The organism is Streptomyces sp. ASQP_92 (assembly GCF_025399895.1).
GTDB lineage: Bacteria > Actinomycetota > Actinomycetes > Streptomycetales > Streptomycetaceae > Streptomyces.
This window is the reverse complement of record NZ_JAODUA010000004.1, coordinates 267584-288996: the sequence shown is the minus strand read 5'-3', so window position 1 is coordinate 288996 and position 21413 is coordinate 267584. Positions and strand designations below refer to the sequence as shown.

General features: G+C 69.4%; 15 protein-coding genes. 5 read left to right on the top strand and 10 right to left on the bottom strand.

What is annotated here, in order from left to right; translation table 11 throughout:
* Window positions 1-4 precede the first annotated feature (4 nt).
* Window positions 5-655, top strand: coding sequence for a fasciclin domain-containing protein (locus tag N4G70_RS13285; RefSeq protein ID WP_261712796.1), 651 nt, complete (start codon window positions 5-7; stop codon window positions 653-655).
* Window positions 656-778: 123 nt separating this feature from the next.
* On the opposite strand, the gene N4G70_RS13280 is transcribed toward N4G70_RS13285, so the two are convergent.
* On the bottom strand, window positions 779-1336 hold the full coding sequence (locus N4G70_RS13280; RefSeq protein WP_261712795.1) for a DUF3291 domain-containing protein: 558 nt from the start codon (window positions 1334-1336) through the stop codon (window positions 779-781).
* 511 nt (window positions 1337-1847) lie between these two features.
* Between N4G70_RS13280 and N4G70_RS13275 the strand changes: the two genes are divergently transcribed.
* Window positions 1848-3044, top strand: a complete 1197-nt coding sequence (locus N4G70_RS13275) for an enoyl-[acyl-carrier-protein] reductase FabV (protein ID WP_261712794.1) — start codon at window positions 1848-1850, stop codon at window positions 3042-3044.
* Window positions 3045-3137: 93 nt separating this feature from the next.
* Here the strand turns inward: N4G70_RS13275 and N4G70_RS13270 are convergent, their stop codons facing one another.
* The 8 genes from N4G70_RS13270 to N4G70_RS13235 all read right to left on the bottom strand — a co-directional run bounded on the left by N4G70_RS13270 (window position 3138) and on the right by N4G70_RS13235 (window position 15717).
* The gene (locus tag N4G70_RS13270; protein WP_261712793.1) at window positions 3138-3698 is read right to left on the bottom strand and encodes a GNAT family N-acetyltransferase; all 561 of its coding nucleotides are present in this window, start codon (window positions 3696-3698) and stop codon (window positions 3138-3140) included.
* A gap of 4 nt (window positions 3699-3702) precedes the next feature.
* Complete coding sequence (locus N4G70_RS13265) at window positions 3703-4920, bottom strand: MFS transporter (RefSeq protein ID WP_261712792.1); 1218 nt, start codon at window positions 4918-4920, stop codon at window positions 3703-3705.
* Between the two features lie 13 nt (window positions 4921-4933).
* Complete coding sequence (locus N4G70_RS13260) at window positions 4934-8041, bottom strand: amidohydrolase family protein (RefSeq protein WP_261712791.1); 3108 nt, start codon at window positions 8039-8041, stop codon at window positions 4934-4936.
* 169 nt (window positions 8042-8210) lie between these two features.
* Window positions 8211-9671 carry an FAD-binding oxidoreductase gene (locus N4G70_RS13255; protein ID WP_261712790.1) on the bottom strand — a complete coding sequence of 487 codons (1461 nt, stop codon included), beginning with the start codon at window positions 9669-9671 and terminating at the stop codon, window positions 8211-8213.
* A gap of 81 nt (window positions 9672-9752) precedes the next feature.
* On the bottom strand, window positions 9753-11948 hold the full coding sequence (locus tag N4G70_RS13250) for an aminotransferase class I/II-fold pyridoxal phosphate-dependent enzyme (protein WP_261712789.1): 2196 nt from the start codon (window positions 11946-11948) through the stop codon (window positions 9753-9755).
* Entirely contained in the window at window positions 11945-14104 is a 2160-nt protein-coding gene (gene pabB / locus N4G70_RS13245; protein ID WP_261712788.1) for an aminodeoxychorismate synthase component I, read from the bottom strand. Before pabB ends, N4G70_RS13250 begins: the two co-directional genes overlap by 4 nt.
* Before the next feature lie 25 nt (window positions 14105-14129).
* On the bottom strand, window positions 14130-14465 hold the full coding sequence (locus tag N4G70_RS13240) for a chorismate mutase family protein (protein WP_261712787.1): 336 nt from the start codon (window positions 14463-14465) through the stop codon (window positions 14130-14132).
* A 1-nt stretch (window position 14466) separates the two neighbouring features.
* A complete protein-coding gene (locus tag N4G70_RS13235) occupies window positions 14467-15717 on the bottom strand; it encodes a phenylacetate--CoA ligase family protein (protein WP_261712786.1) in 1251 nt (416 codons plus the stop codon).
* Window positions 15718-16607: 890 nt separating this feature from the next.
* On the opposite strand from N4G70_RS13235, the gene N4G70_RS13230 reads away from it, so the two are divergent.
* Window positions 16608-17975, top strand: a complete 1368-nt coding sequence (locus N4G70_RS13230; RefSeq protein ID WP_399035360.1) for a class II 3-deoxy-7-phosphoheptulonate synthase — start codon at window positions 16608-16610, stop codon at window positions 17973-17975.
* Between the two features lie 11 nt (window positions 17976-17986).
* On the opposite strand, the gene N4G70_RS13225 is transcribed toward N4G70_RS13230, so the two are convergent.
* Complete coding sequence (locus N4G70_RS13225; protein WP_261712785.1) at window positions 17987-18763, bottom strand: S9 family peptidase; 777 nt, start codon at window positions 18761-18763, stop codon at window positions 17987-17989.
* A 318-nt stretch (window positions 18764-19081) separates the two neighbouring features.
* Between N4G70_RS13225 and N4G70_RS13220 the strand changes: the two genes are divergently transcribed.
* Together N4G70_RS13220 and N4G70_RS13215 are read left to right on the top strand one after the other, a co-directional pair.
* Window positions 19082-20452: a histidine phosphatase family protein gene (locus N4G70_RS13220; protein ID WP_261712784.1), complete on the top strand. Its 1371-nt coding sequence runs from the start codon at window positions 19082-19084 to the stop codon at window positions 20450-20452.
* Window positions 20453-20949: 497 nt separating this feature from the next.
* Window positions 20950-21354: a transglycosylase SLT domain-containing protein gene (locus N4G70_RS13215; protein WP_261712783.1), complete on the top strand. Its 405-nt coding sequence runs from the start codon at window positions 20950-20952 to the stop codon at window positions 21352-21354.
* Window positions 21355-21413 lie beyond the last annotated feature (59 nt).

Genomic DNA, 21413 nt, shown 5'->3' with positions numbered 1-21413 from the left:
AGCCATGTATGCCCTGAGTTTCCGTCGTACCGCGATCGCCGTCACCGCCGCCGCCGTCCTGCCCCTGGCATTGAGCGCCTGTGGAGGTGATGACAGCAAGAAGGACAACGCCTCCTCGTCGTCCGAGTCCGCCGCGCCCTCCAATGCGCAGCCTTCGGCCGGCGGCGACGCGCCCATGACGGACAAGCCGTTCGGTGCGGCGTGTGCGTCGGTGCCGAAGGACGGTGCGGGCAGCTTCGACGGGATGGCCAAGGACCCGGTCGCCACCGCCGCGTCCCACAACCCGGCGCTGTCCACCCTGGTCACCGCGGTGAAGAAGGCGGGCCTGGTCGACACCCTCAACAACGCCCAGAACATCACGGTGTTCGCTCCCACCAACGACGCGTTCGCGAAGATTCCGAAGGCCGATCTGGACAAGGTCCTCAACGACAAGGCCACCCTGACCAAGATCCTCACGTACCACGTGGTCGGGCAGAAGCTCGCCCCGCAGCAGCTGGAGAACGGCTCCTTCGACACCCTGGAGAAGGGCAAGGTCACTACGTCCGGCTCGGGCACCGCGTACAAGGTCAATGACAGTGCCAATGTCGTCTGCGGCAATGTGCCCACGGCCAACGCCACGGTCTACATCATCGACTCCGTCCTGATGCCCAAGTAGTCACATCTCACGGCCGCGGGGCCGTGCCCGGATACGAGCCGGGGCGTGCGGACCTTTCAGGCAACGGCAGGTCTGCCCGCTCCGGCTCCCCGCTGGGGCCGACGGGGGAGGCGGGGTTCTCCGTCAGCCAGCCGGTTGGCTATCAGGCCCAAGTCCCTTGATGCTGAGGGGAGTTGCGTCCTCGGAGAACGGCTGGTGGAAGGTGAAGGCGCGCGGCGCGGAGCCGTTGCCGTGGAGGTGCTCCAACCTGGAAACCCCGTCCTGCCAGGTGGGTATCACGGCGTCGGACACCCACCAGAACACGTGACTCGGGTGTGCCGTCCTCTCGAACCAGTCGTAACGCCTGTTCAGAGCCGCGCGGTGCAGGCCGGTGTAGACGGCGTCGAAGGCGGGGCGCAAGCCGGTCCAGAGCGAGAGGGATGCAGCCAGGGCGGTGGTATCCACGGTACGGCCCTTGTCGTACCAGGTCGGTACCTCGAACTCTCCCCACGCACCCCAGTCCAACTCGAAGTGTGAGCCCCTGCTGCCTTCCAGCGGTACGGCACGGCCGAGGTGTCCGGGGTGTTGGCCGATCTCCTGGTAGATGGGCTCGGCACTGTCCTGGAACTCACGTGTGAGGGGCGAGGGGTCGGCGAGAGGTGACTTCAGGACGCCGAATGTGTACAGAGCAAGACGGGGCATGCGTCGCTTTCTGGTCGGGGCTGCCTGGTGTGGGCCGGTTCGGTGGCTTTCGCATGGAGGTCGGGGTGGGGCGGCCCATCTCGTCATGGGCGGCTCAGCCCGCAAGGGCCTCCGAGCGACCGCCGAACGCACGTGAAGGTAGCCGCATCGCCGGGCCATGTCGAAGTTGCGATTTCCTTGCCCACGTGGCTTCTTGAGCCCTCGCACCCTGCCGCCGGGTCGGCGCGGCCGGCCGGTGAATGAGTGGCACCCGTCAATGCCGGACCCGACAACCGCCGGGCGGATTCTCGGTAGCGCCGTCGCAACCACCGCTGCCACGTGGGCGGATACGCTCCTGGACACCGCACACCCGAAGCGCGATCCCGGCACCGGCGGCCCGGCCCAGGCCGGACTGATCATCCCCGGGAAGAGCGCAGGCACGCCGCCGTCCCACACGAGCCGATGGGCCGCCTCCGGGCCTCGTGCGCCGCACCATCGCCACCCACCTCGACAGCGGAACGGACCCCACTGCGTGAGCCTCCGGAAGATCGACCCCAAGCAACGCGGTTTCCTGATCGTCAACTCCCATCCCACCGGGTCCGCCGCGACGGTCACCCGCATGTGGGAGGAGATCCCCGCGCGCCCCACCGGCCCGGGCCCCGGCCCCGTGGTGCTCCTGCTGGGCCACAGCGCGGGCTACGGTCTGGCCACGCTCCTGACCGGGCTCCGGCGGCACAACATCCGGGGCATTGGCGTCGCCTACGAGGCTCCCGAAACCGAACGGCGTACGGCAGGCGCCGGCTGGTACCGCACCGCCGCCGCGGCCCGCCTGGCCGAAGAGGCGGGACACGATGTCGTGTTCGTCAACACCGACGCCTTCTCCGACAAGGGCAAGGCCGAGGTGCTGGACCTCATGCGGGAGCGCTTCGGGAAGGTCGACCACCTCATCTACAGCCTGGCCGCGCCACGCCGTACCGACCCGGCGACCGGGAGCGTCCACCACTCGGTGATCAAGCCGCTCGGTCGGCCGTACGAGGCACCCGCGCTGGATTTCTCCGACCACGTCCCCCAGGTGACCAGCATCCGCCTGGAACCCGCGACCGAGGAGGAGAAGCAGGCGACCGAACAGGTCATGGGAGGCAGCGACTGGCACCTGTGGGTCCAGGCCCTCGCCGATCACGATCTGCTGGCCGACGGCTTCACCACGGCCGCCCTCACCTACATCGGCTCGGAACTGACCGCCCCGATCTATCGCGAAGGCACGATCGGTGCCGCGAAGGAACACCTTGAGCGCACCGGCCGCGATCTGAATACCGGCGTCCTCGCCGGCAGAGGCCGCGCCTTCACCGTCGTCGCCGGCGCCGCCGTCACCCAGGCATCCAGCGCCATCCCCTCGATCGCCCTCTACACCGCGTTCCTGCGTACCGTCCTCGGTGAAGCCTTCCGCACCACCGCTCAACAGGCCCAGGACCTGTGGGACCAACTCACCGGCACCACACCCCTCGTCACGGACGACGAGGGCCGCATCCGGCTCGACGGCTGGGAACTCGACCCGCGCGTACAGGACAAGGTCCGAGACCTGTGGTCCGACCCGCGCAAGGGTCTTGCCCGCTCGGCGGAGGGCGCTACGTGGTTCCTCGCCCGGGTCCGTGAACTGTACGGCTGGGGCGTTCTGGGCATCGACTACTCCGGACCCGTCGAGACCACAGTCGCGTGGCCGCAGCGGTAGGAGGCGGGAGGAGGAGGCCCCCACAGGCCCCACACCACTTGGGCCGCCACGCCGCAGTCGCGGGGTGGCGGCCCAAGTGCCGTACGACGGACGTCAGTTGTCGGGGTGCCATTCGCGGGCGAGGATCGCGTAGATGATCTCGTCGGTCCATTCGCCCTTGACGAACTCGTTCTCCACCAGGTGTGCCTCGCGGCGCATGCCCAGCTTTTCCAGGACGCGTGCCGAGGCCGCGTTGCGGCCGTCGAGGCGGCCGACGATCCGGTGCAGGTCGAGTTTCTCGAAGCCCAGTTGGAGGAGCGGCCTGGTCGCCTCGGCGGCATAGCCCCGGCCCCGGTGGTCGGGGTGCAGGACGTAGCCGATCTCGCCCTGGCGGTGGGTCCGGCTCGTCCAGTGCAGGTTGACGTCGCCGATGAGGGCGCCGGAGTCGCGCAGGACGACCGCGAGGAGCAGGGTGTCGCCCTCGTCCTCCAGCTTGGTGAAGGTGATCCGTTCGAGAAGCTTCTCCCGAACCTCCTCACGGGTGCGCGGCGCGGAGTACAGGTAGCGGTTGACGTCCTCGCGGCGCTGGATGTCGTACAGCGCGTCGAGGTCGTCCTCGACGAAGGGACGCAGTACGAGATGCGCGGTGGTGATCGGATGGCCCAGGCTGATCATTCGGTTACTCCATGACCGTTGCGGTGATCGAGGCGGGTTCCTCGGGGGCCGGGGTGAACGAGCGGCCGCCGACGGCGGTGGTGAGCGCGGCCAGCGCCCCGAAGCCGACCACGAAGGTGAACGCGAGCCGGCTGCCCCCCAGATCGGCGAGCGTACCCGCGATCGCGTTTCCGGCGGACATGCCGAGCGTGAGCGCGCTGCCCACCACGGCGAAGCCCTCGGCGAGCGCCTGGCGCGGCACGATCGAGCCGACCACCGAACTGCCGGTGATGAGGACCGGTGAGATACCCACGCCGGACAGGATGACGAACCCGTACATGGCGGCCATCGAATCGACGAACACCAGCGGCGCCATCGTCAGGCACAACAGCACGTTGGTGGCCAGGAGTTGACGGACCACCGGCAGCTTCCAGTGCACCATCCCGAAGGCGAACCCGGCGACCATGCTGCCCACGATCATCAGCGCGAGCAGCAGACCGGCCATCCCCGATCGGCCGTGCTGGTCGGCGAAGTTGAGGACGGCCACGTCGGCCGTGCCGAGCAGGGTTCCGGTGGCGAGGTAGCCGAACGTCAGGAGCGGCATCCCGCGCATCCGGATCACGCCGATCCGTGGCTGGTCCGCGTCCGGGTGGATCGTCGGTTCGGAGCGCCGCAGCGTCGCCATGACCAGTGAGCCGCCCACGGTCAGCGTGATCGCGCCGATCAGGCCGGCGCTCGGGAAGATGTCGACCGCGAGCCAGACCACCAGGAGCGGTCCGACGATGTACACGACGTCGTCGAGCACCGCTTCCAGGGCGTACGCCGTCTGCATGCGTTTGCCGTCGTCGAGCACGGCGTTCCACCGGGCCCGCACCAGCGACCCCAGCGGCAGCGCCGATGCCCCCGCCAGGATCGCGATGGGGAAGTACGTCCAGGAGGGCATCCCCGACTCCGCCGCCAGGACGAGGCCGAGGATGCCGCAGGCGTGGACGAGCGTCGACCACAGGATGACCGGTCGCTGGCCGCGGCGGTCGGCGAGGCGGGCGAGGAAGGGCGCGGTGAAGGCGTTGGAGAGGCCGAACGCCCCGGCGACCGCGCCGCCGAGCGTGTAGGAACCGGTGAGCGCCTCGACCATCAGCAGACAGCCGAGCGTCCGCATGGACATGGGTATCCGACCGATGAACCCGGCGGCCACGAAGGCCGCGGCACCTGGCACTTTCACCAGGTCGCGGTACGAGCGCATGAGCACAATCTCCTTATCGGGCCCGGCAGCAGCCGTTGTGCGCCCACTCCGGCTCGTGCCAGTAGTGGTCGTCGCGGGGGAGGGCGGTGGGAGCGTCGGCACGGACTCGTGTACCGGGGGCGGCCGCGTCCTTGGCTCCCAACTTACCGAAGGGCGCCAGGAGTTCGGGCACGGTTCTCACATGGCCGCCGACCAGTACGGTCCTCACGGCGGCCGCCGCCCGGATGTCGTGCAGGGGGTCGCCCTCGACGAGGACGAGGTCGGCGAGCTTGCCGACGGCGATGGTTCCCACCTTGTCGTCGATGCCGAGGCACCTGGCCGCGTTGCCGGTCGCCGTGGTCAGCGCCTCGCGGGGCGTGAAGCCGTACTTCACCATCGCCCGCAGGTTCTGGTGGAGGCTGATGCCGACGTCGTCCAGCGCGGCGTCGGTCCCGGCGACCACCAGGCCGCCGGCCCGGTGCACCCGCAGCAGCATCTCCGCGTCGCCCATGGTCCACGCGTGGTTGACGTCGGACCCGGGGCCGCCGTCGGCGTCCGCGGCCTTCTGGAGCAGCCGCTGGTACTCCCAGTCGGGATAGAGCACCTTGGTCCGGTCGTCGTCGATCAGCGAGCGGTCGCCCACGAAGAGCTCACTGGCGAAGATCGTCGTCGTCGAGATCCACATGCCGCTCGCGGCGAGGATCGCGACGGAGTCCGACGCGGTGCGCCCGCCGGCGTAGCTCAGCGTCCGCGAGTACCCCAGGCGGTTGCCGCCGCCGGTGTGCTCCATGCCGTCAAGTCCCGTGTGGGCGGCGGGATACAGATAGTGGGAGGTCACCGGGATGCCCCGGTCGTGCGCCCACGACACCACGCGCTTCTCGAACGACACCGGCAGCCGCATATAGGACTTCACGAGGTCGTAGTCGAGGCCGCGGGCCCGCTCCAGCTCCCGTTCGAGCTGCTCGGGTGTGAACACCGGCCGCATGAAGTTGTAGTACGCGCGCGTGCCGTCCAGCGCCTCTCCGGTACCCAGGTACCGGGGGCCGACGCGGGAGCCGCTCGCCAGGGCCTCCCGCGTCTCGACCATCTGGTAGGCGGGGTCGCCGGGGGAGCGGCTGGTGGTGATGCCGTACGACAGCCAGAGCCGCCCGGCGCGGTCGCCCCACTGGCGACCCCGGATGTGCCAGTGGTTGTGGGTGTCGATCAGGCCCGGCATGACGGTGAGCCCGGACGCGTCGACCACCCGGCCACCGTGTCCGGCGCCGCGGGGCACGATCGCCGCGATCTTCCCGTCCTCGATCACGAGGTCGACATCGCGGCGCAGCCCGGTGCTGGTGCCGTCCCAGATCGCTCCGGCGCGCACCACGACCCGCTCGGGCCGGTCGGCCGCCCGCCAGGACAGGTTGACCGGGACGGTGCGCGGGCGCCCGCCGTCGATGGAGACCGTGCGCAGGGTGCCGTTGGAGAGGTAGAGGACGGTCCGGCCGTCCGCGCTCACCGAGATCGAGTCGGTGACCTCGTCGGTGAGTCTGCTGGGCGCGCCGGTGATGTGGCCGCTCGCGTCGACCGGTACCCGCCATGCCAGGCTCTCCATCGCGAAGACGAAGTACTTCCCGTCGCCGGTCCACACGGGGCCGTCGTCGCCCCGGGTGGCGATGGACCGGTCGGTCGCCACGGCCTCGTACCGGATCTGGTTGCCGTGCGGATCGACGGTGAGGATCTGGTTGTGACCCGCGCGGGAGCGCTGGGAGTACGGCCGGATCGCGGCGAGCGCAAGGCGGGTGGAGTCGGGAGACCAACTCGGCCTGCCCGGTTGGTACATGGCGGGCAGGACCTTCGTCGCGGCCTTGGCCGCGAGGTCGAAGACCCAGGTCGCGCCGCTCTCGTCCTGGTACGCGATCTTGGCGCCGTCGGGTGACCAGCGGGGCGTGAGCTGGGCGTTGGGCAGGTCGGTGAGGCGCTCGGAGCGGCCGGAGGCCAGGTCGTAGCGCCAGAGGTTGGCGGTGCCCGCCCGGTCGCTGACGTAGACGAGCGAGCGCCCGTCCGGCGACCAGTCGGGATCCGTGGCGAAGTAGCCGTCCGACACGATCTTTTGGGGCCGGCCGCCGATCCTCAGCAGCCACAGGGCGTTGAGCGCCCGGAAGGCGATCCGGCTGCCGTCCGGCGAGAGCACCGGGCCGGCTATCCCCTTGACGTCGAACGGGCCGGTGGCGGTGAGGTCCCTTACCTTGCGGCGGTAGTTCCGGTGCGCGAGCGGCACGACCGCGGTGAACGCGATGTCCCGTACGCCGCCCCCGAGTTCACGGCGGCGGATCTTCCCGTCGGATGTGTAGAGCAGTTCCTTGGTGGACAGCCAACCCGGCGCGAACGGCGACACGTCCTCGTCCCCGCTCACCACCGCGCCTGCGACGACGAGTTCGCCTCGGGGTCCGCTCACCCGGGTGTATCCGAGGGTCTTGCCGTCCCGGGCGAGCTGGGGTCCGTAGAAGGTCGTGTCGCCCTCGGCGGTGACCAGTTGTTCGCGACGGCCGGAGGCGACGTCGACGGCCTCGATGACGGAGAAGTCGACGACGTAGAGCACACGGGAGCCGTCGGGCGACCAGGACGGCATGGTGTAGGCGTGGCCCTCGTCCACGAGTGCGCGGATCTTGCCGGTAGCCGGCTCCAACAGACAGATCCGGCTGCGGCCGCCCTGGTCGGAGGCGAACACGACGTACTTGCCGTCGGGTGAGAACCGGGGCTCCAGGTCGTAGCCGGGGCCGCTGGTGAGCCGGCGCAGGCCCGAGCCGTCCGCGTCGATCCGCCACAGGTTGTAGACGCCGTCGCGGAACGACTGGAAGACCAGGCTCCGCCCGTCGGGCGACCAGTCGGGCTGCGTGGAGTCCTGGATGTCGTCGGTGAGTCGGCGAGCCTGTCCGCCGTCGGCGGGCACCAGCCAGATCGAGTTGAGCGCGTCCATCGCCAGGGTGCGGCCGTCGGGCGACATCACCGCACGGACATTGGAGCCTTCGTGCACCGCCACCGACCGCGCGGCCCCGTCCGTACTCTGGGCGGCCGCCGCCCGGCCGCCGGGGCCCGACAGGGAGGGGGCCAGCCAGAGGGCTTCGGCCGCCACCGCGAGCCCGCCGCTGTAACGCAGCACCTCACGACGTCGGATCTGGTTCGGTTCACTATCGCGTGCGGACACTAAGACCTCGATCTTCCATGTCGTCAACGGGGAGGAACGGTAGGAGCCGGCGGAAAGGAGCGGGCGTGCGGGAAAACGCGACAGCCCGCGGGGCGGCCTCGACCGCCCCGCGGACCGTGGTGGATCAGGCCTCGGCGCGACTGGCCTCGTAGTAGTCCTGGAGCATCTTGACCAGACTCGGGTGGATCCTGGACGCGGCGAGCAGCTCGGGCGGCGGCGTGAACTGCGGGTCGAAGTCCTCCGCCCACTTCTCGTACGACGGGCGCATGTTGTACTCCACGATGACCGGCCAGTCGACCGTGACCTGCCAGTTGTACTCCCAACCGGTGGCCAGCATGTGGGTCACGGCCTGATTCACCGACTCCTCGCGGCTCATCGGCTGGATCGGCGCCCGCACCGGCCGGAAACGGTCGATGTCCAGCTCCGGCTTCTCGCCGAGGATCCGGGCGGCCATCTCCTTGGCGAGCAGCGGGGACAGGTGCAGACCGTCCCGGTAGGTGCCGGTCATCATCCAGAGGCCGGCCAGGCCCTCCGTCTCGCCGAGCAGCGGGAAGGCGTCCAGGGAGACCGGCCGGTTGCCGACCTGCAACTTGGCCAGCCCCCCGTTCCACAGTCCGGTACGGACCTGGCGGTGCGCGCAGTCGAGGAGGAACTGGACGTCCCGCAGGACCGGGGTGTCCATCGGCTCCGGCGAGATGATGTTGGTCGCGCCGACATACACCTGGCCGTCGCCGCGCGGCACGATGTGCAGACCGCAGGCGAACGCCCGGTTGGGGGTGCGGATGACGCTGCGGGGCACCGTGTTGTCGTCGGTCTGGATCATCGCCGACACGCCGTATCCGCTGACCAGGCGGGGTATCCGGCGCGCGATGTCGGGCACCGTGTCGAGGAGGTCCTGGGACCGGACGCCCGCCGCGAGCACGACATCCTTCGCGCGGAGGGTGTCCCCGGACTCCAGGACCACCCCGTCGATCTTGCCGTTGCCGTATTCGAGCCGGACGGCGTGCTCGGCGATGAGCACCCCGCCGGTGCTCAGATAGGCCGCCTGGAGCTGGTCGAGCAGGCGGTGCGAGTCCACCGCGTGCTCGCCCGGGATGAAGAACGCCTTGAGCGAACGCTGGCTCGCATGGGCCTCCATCCACTCGATGTCGGCCGGGTCGATGTCCTCATAGGGCTCGTCGTAGCGGTCCAGCTCGGTGCGGATCGCCTCGTAGTTGCCCTCGTCGATGCCCGGGTGGCCCACCGTGTTGAGGTGGACGATCGTGCCGTCGGCGGTCTGGACGTTGGTCTGGCCGGTCTCCTCGGCGAGCTGCTGCGACCACTCGGGCCACATCTTGCGGGACTGGATGTCCATCTCCAGCTTGTACCGGCCGTGTTCACTGGCCACCAGGGTGGTGGTGACCTCACCGAAGCAGCCGTTCATCGCGCCGGCCGCGGTGGACGCGGCCCACGGGCGGTGCGGCTTCCCGAGCAGGGCGACCCGTATCTTCCGGCGGGCCAGCGTGAGTGCCAGCGAGAGGCCGAGCGCCCCGTTGCCGACAACGATGACGTCGTACGACTGCTTGTCTTCCTGAGTGATCGTCACGGTAGTGCTGTCTCCTCATGGATGGGAAAGCAAGGTGCGGGAGCAGGAACGAGCGCGGCGGGCTGTGGATGTGACGGTTGGTCAGTCGCCCGCAGGGGCCAGCGCCAGGGCCTTGGCGGCGGTCTCCAGGTGCTCGCGCTCGTGCAGGGCGGACAGGGCGAGGCGGACGAGACCGGTGCCCTTGGCCACCGTCGGGAAGAAGGCGGGCAGGACCAGCACGCCGGCCGCCCGCAGCCGCCTGGCCGCGGCGAACCCCTCCTCCTCGGTGGGGTAGTGCGCCCCCCGGACCGGAGAGCGCAGTCCGGCGTTGACCAACTGGCCGCCGGTGAGGGCGTCGAGTTCGTCGGCGTTGCGCCACAGCCGTTGTTGCAGCGCGGCCACCTCGCCGCTGAGGTGCAGTCGGGCGGCGGCGACATCGGCGGCCAGCATGGGCAGCATGATCGAATGACCGAACACCAGGGGGTTCGCGAACTTGCGCAGCACGCGCACATCGGCGTCGGCGGGGACCAGCGCGAAGCCGCCCGCCCCACCGAACCCCTTGGACAGCGAGCCCGCCACGACCACGTTCGGCGGGAGCTGGTCGCCGAACTCCTCGAAGGCGTAACCGCCGCCCAGCGGGCCCGTGATGGAGATGCCGTGCGCGTCGTCGACGTACAGATGTCCGCCGTACGGTTCGAGGGCCGCGCGCAGCCCGACCACGTCGATCAGACCGCCCATCGAGCCGACGCCGTCGACCAGCACGATCGGTGTGCGCCCGGCCGCGCCGCAGTCCCCGAGGATGCGGGCGAGCGCCTCCTGATCGGCGAGGTCGAAGCGGTGCAGCGGGCCGATCTGCTCCAGGATGCCCCGGATGACCTGCATCGAGGCGTGGGCCGTGCGGTCCACGATGAACGTGACGCCGCGAGGGGAGACCGGATAGCTGGGCAGCGCACCGGATCCGAGGAGGGGCAGCAGCCCCAGGTGGACATTGCCCACCGAGGTGAAGGCGACAGCCTTGTTGCCCTGGTACACCGTCGAGAGCAGTTCCTCCAGCTCACCGAGGTAGACCGGGCGCATCCGGTTCCGCGACGACGACAGATGCGCGCCGTAGCGCTTCAGCGCCTCGGTGGCGGCGTCGACCAGGGCCGGGTGCTCCTCCAGGCCGAGATAGGAGCAGGAGACGAACTCCACCGACTCCGAGCCGTCCTGGAGGCGGACCCGCTTGCCGCTGCGCTCGGTCACGACATGGCCGGTCAGGCCCTCGCTGAAGGCGCGGTCCATCGAGTCGGAGGTCTTGCTGATCCGGGACTCGACCCAGTTCGCTGGGTTCGACTCCTTCTCTGCGAGGGGCATCGTGCCTCTCCCGTCTCCCGTGGGATGGTGCGAAGTAAATGAACTCGCTGCGGAACGTGGGGTGTTCATCTCGGTGAAGGCATGGGCGCAGGCGGCCGCGTAGTGCTCGTCGTGGGAGCCGAGGAATCCCCGGCACTCGTCGAGCAGCGTCGCGAAGTCGGCCACGTCCGCGATGTGGTCGGCGATCCGCCGCAGCCCCTGGGCCAGCGCCTCGCGGGCGGCCGGCGCCTGCGGGTTGGCGGCCTGTACGTCCCAGTACACCTCCGGGGAACCGGCGGTGATCCGGGCCAGCAGGGCGAGCAGCATCGCGGCGGGCGGTGGTGCGATGGCGCTCAACTCATCGATATTGACGTCGAGGTGGGACAGTGCGAGACCGAAGCCGAGGACCGCCGCGTGGGTGAGTGCCTGCGACGCGGCGGCGAGCCGGTCGTGGTCGTGTTCGTCGACCTGGACCACCCGGCCGCCCCAGTCCTCGATGAGCCGCAGCAACGCCGAGCCGCGCGGACCCTCGTTGACGACGACGGTGGCGACCGGCCGCCCTTCGATGCCGAGCGAGGGCGCGAACATCGGGTTGAGACCGACCACTTCCAGGGCGCCGGCCACCTCGCGCACCAGCTTGATCAGCGGCGTCTTGACCGACAGGGTGTCCACGAGCAGCGTGCCGGGCCGAAGGAGCCCGGCCAGCGGCCTGACCGCCGACAGCGCGACCTGTTCGGGAACGGCCAGGAACACGGTGTCCGCGGCGCCGAGTTCCCGGGCCAACTCCGCGCCGATGCCGGTGACATCGCCCCGCAGGAACCGGGGGAGCGCGGAGGATTCGCGGCCAACGGGCGCGCGGTCGACGACCAGGACATCGGCGCCCGAGCGGGTGAGCAGCCGGGCGAACAGGGTGCCCACCGCTCCCGCTCCGACGACGACGCACCGGCCCGGCGCACCGGCGTTCACCGGCTCAACTCGACGTGTTGAGCGGCGACTTGGGTGGAATCCTCATCGGCTGCCGCGGAAGTGCTCGCTGCCACCGCCGCGAGCATCGCCCGCGACTTGACGACCGTCTCCGTGTACTCCTCCTCCGGGTCGGACAGCGCCACGATGGCGCCCCCGACCCCGAAGCTGGTCCGACCGTTCGCCGACACCAGCGTGCGGATGACGATGCTCAGATCGGCCGCACCGCTGAGCGAGAACCAGCCGAGCGCGCCCGAGTAGACACCGCGCGGCCCGCCCTCAAGCCCGTCGATGATCTCCATGGTGCGCAGCTTCGGCGCCCCCGTCATCGAACCGCCCGGAAACGCCGCCCGCACGCACGACACCGCGGACTCCGACGGGCGCAGCCGACCCCGGATCGTCGACACCAACTGGTGCACGGGCGCATACGTCTCCACGTCGAACAGCACGGGCACATGCACACTGCCCACGTCGCACACCCTGTTGAGGTCGTTGCGGACCAGGTCCACGATCATCAGGTTCTCGGCCCGGTCCTTCTCGTGGCCGAACAGGTCGGCGCGCAGCGCCTCGTCCTCGGTGGGTGTCGCCCCGCGCGGCCGGGTCCCCTTGATGGGCTTGGACTCGGCGACCCGGTCGGCACCGATGGACAGGAAGCGCTCGGGTGAGGCGCTCAGCACCGCGAGGTCCCGGAAGTCGAGCAGTGCCCCGTACGGCACCGGGCTGATGCGGCGGAGCTGGGTGTAGGTGCGCAGCGGGTCGGTCACCCCGGCCGCCTCGACCATGTTGGTCAGGCAGATCTCGTACGATTCCCCGTCGCGGATCTCGTCCAGGCAGTGGGAGACACGCTTGAGGTAGGCCTCCTTGTCGTGCCGCGGGCGGAGCTGGTGCTGGTCGGGTACCGCGGTGAGCACCGGCGGCGGCGCCTCCTGGGTGGTGTCCCGCGACGGGATCGCGCGCAGCCGGTCCGCCGTGTCCGCCAGCCAGGACTCGGCCTGGTCCGGCCCGGTGGCCGCTCCTTCGCCGTCGCTGAGACAGAGCAGATAGGTGGTGCGCTCCAGGTGGTCGAGGACCACGAGCCGGTCGACGAACAGCATCGCCGCGTCGGGTGTCGGGGAGCGGTGGGCCGCCAGGCCGCCGGTCTCCGCCTTCAACTCGTACCCCAGATAACCGACATAGCCGAGGTTGAAGTCGAACGGGAGCCCCTCGGGCGTCGGCACGGCACGCCGGCGTAACCGCTCGTCGAGGTAGTCGAAGAACTGCTGCCGGATCCGCCGCGGCCGGCCGTCGGCACCTCGCACGGTGACCGTGTGGTCCGCGACGTCGTGGGTGATGTACTCGGCCAGCGGACCGTCGGCCGCCCCGAGGAACGAGAACCGCGACAACCCGTCGATCACCGAACTGCTGTCGAGCCAGAAGCTCAGCCCGGAGTCCGCGAACAGTTCCCGGTAGACCGCGTCGGCGCCGGGCAGGTGGGACACCTGGCGGACGTGCACCCGCAGCGGGGTGTCATCGGCGGCAGTCGTTGTACGTATCGACGGTGACGCGGCACGCGCCGCCCCGGAGACGGCCGTCGGCCCCTTGCGGCCACAACTCAGCGCCAGATCACGGAAGTTGCTCAGAAGCTCCCTGCCGTACTCGCTGCCGATGGACTCGGGGTGGAACTGGACCCCCCAGATCGGCTCGGTCCGGTGCCGCAGCGCCATGACGACGCCGTCCGGGGTCCAGGCGATGGTTTCGAGGTCCTCGGGCATGTCGGTCACCGCGAGGGAGTGGTAGCGCACCACCGAGAACGGTGAGGGCAGGCCCTTGAGGATGTCCACGTCGGTGTGGAGGACCGGCGAGACCCTGCCGTGCATCGGCAGCGGCGCGTGCGCCACGGTGCCGCCGAACAAGTGGCTGATGCCCTGGTGGCCGAGGCAGACGCCGAGGGTGGGCAGACCGCTGGAGCGTATGGCCGCCGCGCTCACACCGAAGTCCCGTTCCCGGTCGGGCCGGCCGGGGCCGGGGGACACCACCAGGGCGTCGAATGCGTCGAAGTCGATGTCGTGAACGTTCGCGTCGTTGCGCACGACGGTCGGCGGCACGCCGTTCACTTCGCCGAGGTATTGGTAGAGGTTGTAGGTGAATGAATCGTAGTTGTCTATCAGGAGTGTACGCATCCCAGCTTTTCCCCCGTAGTCAAGCTCATTCCGAAGTACCGCCGACGCCGGCCTTCGGGGAGGTGGCGGCGGGACCGGCTATCACCAGGTCCTCCACCCGGCAGGTCTCATCGACGATCACTTCGTAGAGGCGGCGGAGGAAATCACGGTCGACACCGTGAGCCGCGCCGTACTCCGCCGCCCTTTGCTGCACGATCCCGATGCGATGGGGTTGCATCATGGGGACGTCGTTCTCGCGTTTGTAGTCCGCTATACGCACACAGCACTCGATGCGCTGCCTGATGATGTCAAGAAGTTGTTCGTCGATGTGGTCGAGTTCTCCGCGTAGCACTTCGAGCTGCTCCGAATTGCCGACGGGCATGTCACATCCTCTGGTAGAGAACCGGCACTTTGTTCCGTTCGGTCTGCGCGAACTTGTCCAGGCCCGTCCGTTCCACCGTGAATTCGACACACCGCGGACCGGCGATGACCTGGTGGATGTGATGGGCTGCGTGCAGTGACTCGGCGACGGCGGCCGTGGTGATTCCCGCCGGTGTACGGGGCGAGAGCAACAACCGCACTCTGTAATGGGGAAATTCCCACAGCACTTGAAATTGGCAGTCCGCCGGGTCCTCGACACCCAAAACGGCCAATCGCTCCATGAGTTGGTCGGACGACACCTTCCAGGTGTCCACGATGAGCGTCTGGCCGGTCCGGCCGAGCAGCGTCAGCCGCTGTGTCGGGCTGCCGCACGCGCACCCCGGCGGGTCCAGTCGGCCGCGGTCCCCGATCCAGTAGCGGAACAGGGCCATCCCGGTGGTGGTGAGCGGGGTGACGAGCACCGCCCCGGGACGGCCCGCGGGCACGGGCTCACCCGTGCTCTCGTCGACGATCTCCACCACCACCGCGTCCTCGTGCACATGGTGTTCCGTCGCGGCGACATGCGCGCACTGGTATCCGATCGGACCGGTCTCGGTCGTCGAGTACGCGAAGGAACGGACCGCGAGCTCCGGGGCCGCGGCGGCGATCGCGTCCCGCCGCACCTGCCCGACCGGCTCTCCCAGGTAGAGCAGGCGCCGCAGGTGCGGAACCGTGCGCGCGGCCTCGGTCGTCACGAGTTCGGCGCCGTGCGACGGGGAGGAGACGACCGTGTCGATTCCGTGCTCGCTCACCAGCTCGGCCAGGTGTGCCACGGAGGGCTTGCTGCCGAGTGGGAAGGCGAGGGCGGGGACCAGTTGGAGCACGTCCTGCACGAAGGTGAAGGCGCCGCCCAGTTCCGCCGGGTGCATGCAGTTCGCGACCCGGCGGGGCAGCGCGGCCGCGGCGTCGTGCAGGCCCCGGGCGCCGAGCCGATTCACCTGGCGGGTGAACTCCCAAGAGTGGTAAAGGACTTTGTCGAGCCCCGAGGTTCCGCTGGAGCGGATCACCAGGCCCGCGTCCCCGCCGTCGATGAGGAATTCGTCCGACCCCGGCGGACAGCCCCCGGCGAGGTCCTGCGGCGTCAGAATCGGTAACCGGGCCAGCTCGGAAGGGTGGGTCACCTGGTCGAGCGCCGACCAACGCCGCTGCACCGAGGGGCTGTTGAGCGACGCCGCGACCATGGCCCGAACATTGTCGTCCCGCAGTCGTTCCACATCCGATCTGCTGAGCGTACTGAGGTTGTCGGCGAGCCTTATCGAAGAATCGCCGGTGACGCCGTTCGGGCGTGCGTGTGTCTCGGTTGCCATGATGAGCGGGCCGATATCCCTTCTCATAAGTACACGACGGCATCACTGGGCGCGCATGCGTTTAATGCGGTGCGCGCGACCCTGAGATGGACATGGAGATGTAGATCGACATTTCAACGTGGTGCACAGTGCGGGCGCCGTGGTCGGAGACCCGGCAATTCGACGCGATTATCCACGGATGCGACGCGAAGATCGGCACGGTCAAACGGATCGTAATACTCCGCAACCGTCAACATCCCCGCTGATGCCGCAGCATTGCATGGCGCACGGCTGTTGACAAGGGGTCTCCGGTTCGACCGAAATGTGTTGTCGGCATTCCGGTTCGGTGTCACTTCGCAGGGATTCGCGGGGTCGTCGACAAGCCACGTGGCTTATTCGCCATGATCGCGGTGGCTGGTTGTCACCGTGTACGTTCCGCGTCGCGGAGCGGGCTGGCTATCCTGGCCGCTATCTGACGCAGCGCGTTTCGGGGGACCCTGGGGGAAGGGGTGGCGCTTCGCTTCACGTGGCTCCGTGGCCACGCCTCTGTGATCGACTTTCCAAGAGAGCCGCCGTCGGCCGACTGCCGACGGCGCTGCTGACACGCCGATTCAATCAATGCCGGCCCGTGCCGGAAACGGAAGGCGCGTGTACTTCTGGCGCGCCCGAACAAGGTGTCGCGCGATGTGGGCGCGACGCCCCGGTGTGCTGCTTATGGACGTCAATCGACGAATTAGGTGCCTATGAAAAGTACCGTGCGTTCCGATGAGGTGTTCGGCCTGGTGGGACCGCCACCGGCGGACCCGGCTCCGGGGGCCGTGTCACTCCCCGCCGAACTGCGACGGCGGCTGCGCGAGGCGCTGGACCGTCCCGCCGCCCATCAACCGGACTGGCCCGACCCCGCCCAGGTGTCGCAGGTGAGGACGGTGCTGGAAAGCGCGCTGCCCATCGCCGTACCCGCCGAAGTGGACCAACTGCGCGAGCGCTTGGCCGAAGTGGCGCTCGGCCGGGCGTTCTTGTTGCAGGCCGGCGACTGTGCGGAGACCTTCGCCGGGAACACCGAGACCCATCTGCGCGCCACCATCCGGACCGTGCTGCAGATGGCTGTGGTGCTGACCTATGGGGCGAGCCTGCCCGTGGTGAAGGTGGGGAGGATCGCCGGACAGTACGCCAAAGCCCGCTCATCGGCGACCGATGCGCTGGGCCTGCCGTCCTACCGGGGCGACATGGTCAACTCCGCCGAGCCCACCGAGGAGGCCCGCACTCCCGACCCGTCGCGCATGATCCGGGCATACGCCAACGCGAGCGCGACGATGAACCTGGTGCGGGCCCTGAACACGGCGGGCATGGCCGACCTGCGTCAACTCCACGACTGGAACAAGGACTTCGTGCGGGACTCGCCGGCCGGCCGCAAGTACGAGGTGGTGGCCGCCGAGATCGACCGGGGGCTGCGCTTCATGTCCGCCTGCCGCGCCGACGACGCCCGGATACGGGGTACGGAGATCTACGCCAGCCACGAGGCCCTGCTCCTGGACTACGAACGGTCGATGCTTCGCCTCGACACCAGCGACGGGCCCCGGCTCCATGACGTGTCAGCGCACTTCCTCTGGATCGGGGAGCGCACCCGGCAACTCAACGGGGCCCATGTCGCGCTGGCCGAGCTGGTGGCGAACCCGATCGGGGTGAAGCTCGGACCGAATGTCACCCCCGAGCAGGCGGCCGAGTACGTGGAGCGCCTGGACCCGCACGGGGAGCCGGGCCGGTTGACGCTGATCGCCCGCATGGGCAGCGAACGGGTCCGTGACGTGCTGCCCACGGTGGTGGAGAAGGTCACCGCCAGCGGTCACCAGGTGATCTGGCAGTGCGACCCGATGCACGGCAACACCCACACCTCACCCAGCGGCTACAAGACCCGGCACTTCGACCGGATCGTGGACGAGGTACGCGGCTTCTTCGAAGTCCACCGGCATCTGGGCACCCACCCCGGCGGCATCCATGTCGAACTGACCGGTCAGGATGTCACGGAGTGTCTCGGCGGCGGTCAGGAGATCGCCGACGCCGATCTCGCCGGACGCTACGAGACCGCCTGCGACCCCCGCCTCAACGCCCAGCAGTCCCTCGAACTCGCCTTCCTGGTGGCGGAGATGTTCCGCTCGAGCAAGGAGGCCGCAGCGCCCAGCCGTTGAGCACGTACGCCTCACGCCTTGTCCAGGATCTGACGCACCGCGTCCCGAACGGCGGCCCAGGCCGCGGAACCGGGCCTGACGACGTCCACATGGCTCGCGCCCGGCACCTCGACGAGGGTGCCCCCGGCCGCGGCCCGGTAGCTGCGGGAAACGGACACCGGCACCATCTCGTCCAGCTCACCGTGGACGAGGACCACTGGAATCCCCAACTCGCCGAGGCGGGCCGGGTCGACGGCCGCGTACCGTTCGGGGACGTCGTCCGGGCCGCCCCCGAGGACATGCGCCACCGCACCATCGCCCAGATTCAACCGATGTGATTCGGCCATGTCCGCCACGGCGGCCAGTGCCACGACTCCGGCCACCTTGGCAGGATCCGCACGCCATCCGGGCGCTCCCGGGGCGAGACGGTGCCGCAGCGCCGCCCACAGCCCCAGCTGTCCACCCGCCGAATGCCCGACGTACACCACTGTGTCGGGATCGACGCGGCCCGGATACGCGCGTTCGACGAGGGCGGGCAGTACGTCGAGGGCCTCGGCGACATCGGTGAACGTCGTGGGCCAGCCGCCGCCCGCCCCGGTCCGCCGGTACTCCACGTTCGCGACGGCGATCCCGTCCGCCGTGAGCGAGTCGATCGCCTTCGCGAGGTACTGACGGTCGTACTGGGCGCGCCAGAAGCCGCCGTGCAGCAGCACCACCAGGGGCACGGGTCCGGCCGCCCGGGCCGGGACGACGAGGTCGACGACCTGATCGGGTTCGGGCCCGTAGCTCACCGTGGAGCGGTCGTTCACCGTGGCGCACCTCGCGATGTTTGGGGAACGTAAGGCCGCCCAGGATCCCGCCCCGGCGCGCGGACTTCAATACCGCGTGCGTACGACAGGTGCCGAATCCGGCCAGGGAAAGGGGACTTGGGGCCAGGGGTCGAAGAGCGTGGCCGGTCAGGGGCGCGAGCAAGCTGTGGCAGCCGCTGAGGAAGTCCGAAGACCACGGTCGTTCAGCTTCTCTTCACCCGGGTTGAGGTGTGACGCCGCCCAGGGTCTTCGTACGCGTGCCAGCGTGCGTCGGACCGCGGCCCCCGAACGGTGGCCCGACCGATCCGGAGGGCCTTTGTGAAGCGCACCGCACCGTTGTCCGCCGCCGTGGCCGTCTCCCTGACCGCGAGCCTGCTGTTCACCTCGGGCACCGCGTCCGCGTCGCAGCGGCAGGGCGGTTCACACACCGAACGCGACCTGTACGGAACCAAGGCGCCGTACATGCCGCAGGGAAGTCCGGACGGCTACCAGCGCGCGCCGAAGGGTTTCGTGCCCGTCTTCACCGAGAACGTGGCCCGCCACGGCTCCCGCGCCATGACGGACAGCGCCGACGGTGACGCCGTACTGGCCCTGCTGCGCAAGGGACAGGACCGGGGTGCGCTCACCGGGCTCGGCGCGCGCCTTGGCCCGCAGGTCCAGGCACTGCTGGCCGCGGCCTCCACGCTCGGCTACGGAGGTCTTTCCGCCCGCGGTGTCCAGGAGCAGCGGCAGACCGCGCTGCGCATGGAGCGCCGGCTGCCGTCCCTGTTCGCGCGCATCGCCGCCCGGCACGAGCCCGTGGTGGTGGAGACATCGGGGGTGCCGCGCGCGGTGGCGAGCGCCGACGCGTTCACGGCCGGCCTGGTCGCCGGCGATCCCGCACTGGCGGACCTGATCGGGTCTCCGGTCACCGACAAGGACCTGCTGTACTTCCACAAACAGCCGCAGAACGCCGACTACCAGGCGTATGTGAAGAGCGATCCCCAGCTTGCCGAGGTTCTCACCCGGATCGACGGCGACCCCCGTACCGCCGAAGCGGCCCACCGGGTCGTCGTGCGCCTCTTCCGGGCGGACTTCGTCACGGCACTGCCCACGGAGGAGCAGGTCTCCTTCGCCCGTGCGCTGTACCAGCTCTACAGTGCGGCGCCCGACCTGAGCGTGGAGGCGCCGACCGTCGACCTCACCCCCTTCCTGGATCGCCGCGACGCGCGGTGGTTCGCGTACCTCGACGACGCCGAGGAGTTCTACCGGAAGGGGCCCGCCTTCAGCGGACGCACGATCACCTACAAGATGGCGGGCGTCCTCCTCGACGACCTCCTGGCCCAGGCGGAAGCCAAGGCGAAGGGCGTTCGTGCCAACGGCGCGGTCCTGCGCTTCACCCACGCCGAGGAGATCGAGCCACTCGCCGCCCTGATGGGGCTTCCCGCCGGCACCGCGCCCGCGGAGCCCGGCCGGCCGTACACCTACGGGAACAGCCAGTGGCGCGGCGCGGAGGTCTCGCCGATGGCGGCGAACATCCAGTGGGACCTGTTCGCGAACAAGCCCTCCAAGGACCGGCCGGCCTCCTACCTGGTGCGCATGCTCTACAACGAGAAGGAGACGGCCTTCAGGTGGTCCTGCGAGCCCGTCGCCAAGCACAGCTACTTCTACGAACTCGACGAGCTGAAGCGCTGCCTCGCACACAGCTGACCCGCCTCCCGCCGACCGGGCGGCACCGGGCCCCTGGGCGTGTGGGCGAGCGCTGGGGGCCTCTCGATGGGGTGCTGGGGTGGTGGGGATTCCTTTGATTCGGGGGTGGTGTGTGGCGGGGGCCACGCCTCTTGAAGGGTATGAATGGTAGCAATCTGTGACATTCGGGCGTTTTTGGGGTGAGGCGGCCCACAGGTCGGAGGTCACATACGGTCTGTGTTAGTGGGTGGGGGTTGGTGGTGTGGTAGGGTGGGTGTGGGGTCTGGCCTGGGGTGATGGGTTGTTGTGCTGGTGGGGCGGAGGTCCTTTGGCGGGGGGTGGGGTAGTAGGTGGGGGGCGTTGCCAGGGGGCTGGTGGGTGCGTAGAACTGGATGAGTCGCCGGGCGGCACGGGGTGTTTCACCCGCCGCTGACGAGTCCCCCTTGTGTGGTGTGTGTGGTTCACGCATGTCTGTGGGGGTGTGGTGACTGTCCTTGTTCCCTTGGGAAGGCTTCTCTGTGTCCAACGCTGTCATCCGCCGTATCGCCGCTTCGAAGAAGACTCTCGCGGGTTCCGTCGTCGCCGTGGGTGTCGCCGGTTCTCTGTTCGCGACGGTTCCCGCTCAGGCGGCTCCGGTGAACGCGAAGGCGATCGCCCAGCAGATGATCAAGGACCCGGCGCAGTTCGAGGCGTTCAGCAAGATCGTTTCGCAGGAGAGTGGCTGGGACCACACCGCGACGAACTCCTCCTCGGGTGCTTATGGTCTGGTGCAGGCGCTTCCGGCGTCGAAGATGGCCTCTGCCGGTGCGGACTGGAAGACCAATCCCGCCACGCAGATCAAGTGGGGCCTGGACTACATGAACTCCCGCTACGGCAGCCCCGTCGGCGCCTGGAACTTCTGGCAGAACCACCACTGGTACTGAGCCGCACCCAGCGTCTCCAGACGCGGGCGGACACCAGACACACGAAAACGCTCGGCCGG

Coding starts and splice junctions, on each gene's coding strand:
- N4G70_RS13285 (WP_261712796.1), top strand. CDS start 5: ATGTATGCCCTGAGTTTCCGTCGTACCGCGATCGCCGTCACCGCCGCC.
- N4G70_RS13280 (WP_261712795.1), bottom strand. CDS start 1,336: ATGCCCCGTCTTGCTCTGTACACATTCGGCGTCCTGAAGTCACCTCTC.
- N4G70_RS13270 (WP_261712793.1), bottom strand. CDS start 3,698: ATGATCAGCCTGGGCCATCCGATCACCACCGCGCATCTCGTACTGCGT.
- N4G70_RS13265 (WP_261712792.1), bottom strand. CDS start 4,920: ATGCGCTCGTACCGCGACCTGGTGAAAGTGCCAGGTGCCGCGGCCTTC.
- pabB (WP_261712788.1), bottom strand. CDS start 14,104: ATGCGTACACTCCTGATAGACAACTACGATTCATTCACCTACAACCTC.
- N4G70_RS13240 (WP_261712787.1), bottom strand. CDS start 14,465: ATGCCCGTCGGCAATTCGGAGCAGCTCGAAGTGCTACGCGGAGAACTC.